The following is a 3,590-nucleotide window of genomic DNA, read 5'->3' as shown; positions in this document are numbered from 1 at the left end:
AGACACCACGCGCCGGCGAACCTCCCCCGTCACAACACCAGCCGACCAGGCCCACCCACCGCGACACGCGGGGAACCCAGCAAACACTTAGTATGGCCAAGCAGGTGCTATAGGACACCCGACCCGGACCACACACGCAAAACCACCACCCGGGACCAGGCATCCACCACAACACGCCCCCATACCGGAAATCCCGGCCCGATTCCGACGGGCCGGGATTTCCATGCACCACAAACAAAACCAGCCAAAACACCACCACCAGCGCCGTAGCCATCACCGCCGTAACCACGACGTTGTCACCACCCCCTAGCCACCGCCGTTCCCGCCACCCGCATCACCAACGACAACTGCAACAGGAACGGCCCGCTGGACAAACGCAGCAGCCCTCAGGGACCCGGCCGCCGACGCAAAGGTGATACCGGTGGCCGCAAGGACCGCTGCGCCTCCTACAGCGGCGGCCACGGCAACGGCACGCGTGGACATGCCCCTACCTCCACTCCCCAAGACACCGCCGGCCCAGCAACCGACCCGAAACGAACCTACCGACGACCCCCATACCTGCCATACCGGAAATACCGAACGTGTGACCCCACACAGCCGACCGGACGCATAACAGCCACCACACACCAGACCACCACCCACAAAACCATCAAAAAGCAGAACAGCAAGCACACCTGACACACCAACAAATGCCTACAACCGACACCCACCCCACCACCGACCACCCAACCGATACACAGCCCCAGAACCCCGCCCGAGCCAGCAAAGAGCCCCCACCTGCACGGAAGACCCCCACACAGCGAGCGGCGAAAAGCCATGGCTCACCCAACGCACAGACACAGCCAGTGACCTGGCCGGGCATCAGCCAGGACCATGCCGAATACCAAATCGGCCGGAAAGCCAAATCGAGGTGCAACCCCAGCTGCGGGCACGGGGCGCAGCCCTGGAGTACCGGGCCGCGTGCGGAGCCGGATTCAGTGTGCGGGCCGGTGAGGGGACAGCGCGCGCCCGCCGGGCGAACGGGCCAGGATGCGAACCAAGGTGCTGCGTTCGATCCCCTGGGGGCGAGTCGTTGCAGATCCACGGACGGGCCCCGGCACAGCGTCGCCAGGACGCAGGTCGCAACCGGGAACAGCCTGCACGGCAAAGTGAACTACCGGTGTGGACAATCACGTTATTCGGCTCTGACGAAGATCTTGTGATCCGGCCCGTGCCACCAAAGCCTTCTGAGATGATGTCAGGCCTCCAGTTCACGAAGTCCTGAGACGTTCCCTCCTCATTTGGCCAGTGTCGTCGTCGAGTTCGTTCAGTACTCGGTGGACCAGATCGTCCTGCACACCCACGCGCCAGCGGCCAGAGCGAGGTATCCGCACTGTTCCAGGGCTTCGGGGCGGGTGCACGGCCGATACTTCCGGCGCTTGCCGGACCCGGCGATCGAGGGCAGGGCCCTGGGCGTCAAGCTGCTTGTGCGCCGTTTCCGCTGCCTCAACGGCGCCTGCACAGCGGTGCCGTTTGCCGAGCAGATCGAGGGGCTGACCACTCCTCACGCTCGCGCCACCCCGCTGCCGCGGTCGGTGCTTCTGCCCATCGCCTGCACGCACCCCGGCCGACCTGGTGCCTGTCTGGGCGCACTGCTGGGCATCCGGGTCGCCCAGGACACTCTGCTGAACCTGCTCCGCACTATGCCCGACCGGCGGGTGGGCCCGGTACGGGTGCTGGGCGTGGACGACTTCGCACTACGCAAGGGCGACTTGTACGCCACCGTCCTGGTGGATCTGGAGGCTCGCCGACCCGTCGACGTGTTGCCAGGTCGGGACGTCGAGCCCTTCGCCGCGTGGCTGGCCGGGCACCCGGAGGTGAAGATCATCTGCCGGGACCGGGCCGGTGCTTGCGCCGAGGGCGCCCGAACCGGCACCCCGCACGCCGTGCAGGTTGCCGACGGCTGGCACCTGTGGCGGAACCTTGCCGAGGCCGTGGAGAAAACCGTCGGCTCGCACCACGCGTGCATCCGTTCCGCGTTCGCGACGAGCCCGACCACCGAGCTGGAGATGGCCGGCGGCAGGACTCAGCCCTTCGCCTCTATGCTCCACAACCGACCCGGCGACCTGCTGCCCGACTGGATGGACCGCGTCCTCGCCGACGACCTACCAGCTCTGCACTCCCTGGACACCGGTCTACGTCGGGACCAGGACGCAGTCGTCGTCGGCCAGTCCAGCTCCTGGAGTTCGGGCCAGGTGGAGGGCCACGTGAAGCGAATCAAGCTGATGAACCGAAGGGCTACGAACGCGCCAAGCTCGACCTGCTCCGCAAACGGATCCTTCTCGCGACCTGACTGGGCCCGGTCCGGTCGATCACAGGCCAGTGTCAGGTTGCTCCGACCAGCCGGGTGGCGCCGTCCAGATTTGCAGGGTCGGCTGGGATCTCTGCCACAGGTCAGCCCACGTACGACAGAGGTGGACCAGCACCTGATGATCAGCCCACCACTGTGAGGTGTGCCCAGAGGCTTTCTCTACAAGCCGCAACGTCGGCCGCTGGGAGCGGAGCTCAGACAGATGTTGATCGACCTCGTCACCGTGGACACCCTCGACGAGGGTGAAGTTCCCTGCGGCGGCAAGGAGCGCGTCGCACTCGATGAAGTGGTCCAGGGACGGGAATGCTCGAACCTCGTCCGTCCCCCAGCCGATCATCACGGTGCCGTCGGGTAGGACTGAAGCGCCTGTGCCGCTGGCCGTGGTCGGGTGGATCGCGTAGAGGAACTCGACCCGCTCGTCACCGGGGTCCGGCTCCAGAACAGGTGCGAAGAAGATTCGCTCGCCCCAGTAGGGGCTTTGGTAGCTCAGCCCCGTGTAGCGGTCCTGGAGGCGTCGAAGCGAGGCGATCACATGGCCGTCGTACGAGCCGAAGACCCCGTCGAGACGGATTCGGCACTCCGCATCATTCATGCCGCGGTCTGCATCGATCACCTCGGCGTGCTCGCGCAGGAACTTGATTGCGCGCTGAGTCAGTGAGGCTGGGAGATCCAACACGTTCGGCATGCCGTCTATCTTGCATGTGCCTGCCTCAGGGACGGGAACGGCACCCGCCGGCTCCACCGTCAGGCAGGCCCGGTCACGAACGGTGAGTCCTGCCGCCCGGATTGATATGAGGCCTTCCCTCACCGAGGTGCTGCCCATCACAAGATCTTCTCCAGAGCCCGTTATTCCCCAGAACGTGACCGGGCGAGATTTATCGTACGTGCGCATCAGCACGCGGCCGGCGCCCGCAAAAAGGGGCCCCGGTCGGCGAATCGGCCCGACCACGCCATCGGCCGGTCCCGGGGCGGACTGACCACAAAGAACCACCTCACCGCAGCCGGCAACTGCCGCCCTTGGCCTTCTTACTCACGCACCCTGACCCGCCCGCCCATACGCGCGACCTCTAATATCATGTGGCGTTTCGTCGTCGGACGCCGATGCCTGCCTGGCCGTGTCCGACGCCCAACGCCTACGACGTCCGCCGCACAGCGATGGAGTCGGGTATCGAGCAGTCGAGGAGAGGAACGTTCATGCGCGCTCGGAACATCGGCGCGGCCGCCGCAACAGCATTGGCGC

1 protein-coding gene and 2 pseudogenes are annotated in these 3,590 nt (G+C 65.9%); 2 read left to right on the top strand and 1 reads right to left on the bottom strand.

The window, feature by feature from the left end; translation table 11 throughout:
- Window positions 1-1,316: 1,316 nt before the first annotated feature.
- Window positions 1,317-1,988, top strand: a pseudogene (locus ACFU6I_RS48180) (ISL3 family transposase); the annotation flags it as partial.
- Between the two features lie 363 nt (window positions 1,989-2,351).
- On the opposite strand, the gene ACFU6I_RS48175 reads toward ACFU6I_RS48180, so the two are convergent.
- Window positions 2,352-3,173 carry a hypothetical protein gene (locus ACFU6I_RS48175; protein ID WP_384380826.1) on the bottom strand — a complete coding sequence of 274 codons (822 nt, stop codon included), beginning with the start codon at window positions 3,171-3,173 and terminating at the stop codon, window positions 2,352-2,354.
- A 54-nt stretch (window positions 3,174-3,227) separates the two neighbouring features.
- Between ACFU6I_RS48175 and ACFU6I_RS48170 the strand changes: the two are divergent.
- Window positions 3,228-3,359, top strand: a pseudogene (locus ACFU6I_RS48170) (IS5/IS1182 family transposase); the annotation flags it as partial.
- Window positions 3,360-3,590: the final 231 nt, after the last annotated feature.

Origin of the sequence: Streptomyces sp. NPDC057486 (assembly GCF_042802415.1) — a bacterium.
In the GTDB taxonomy this organism is placed as follows: domain Bacteria; phylum Actinomycetota; class Actinomycetes; order Streptomycetales; family Streptomycetaceae; genus Streptomyces; species Streptomyces yanii.
This window is presented reverse-complemented; position numbering and strand designations above follow the sequence as displayed.

Coding starts and splice junctions, on each gene's coding strand:
- ACFU6I_RS48175 (WP_384380826.1), bottom strand. CDS start 3,173: ATGGGCAGCACCTCGGTGAGGGAAGGCCTCATATCAATCCGGGCGGCA.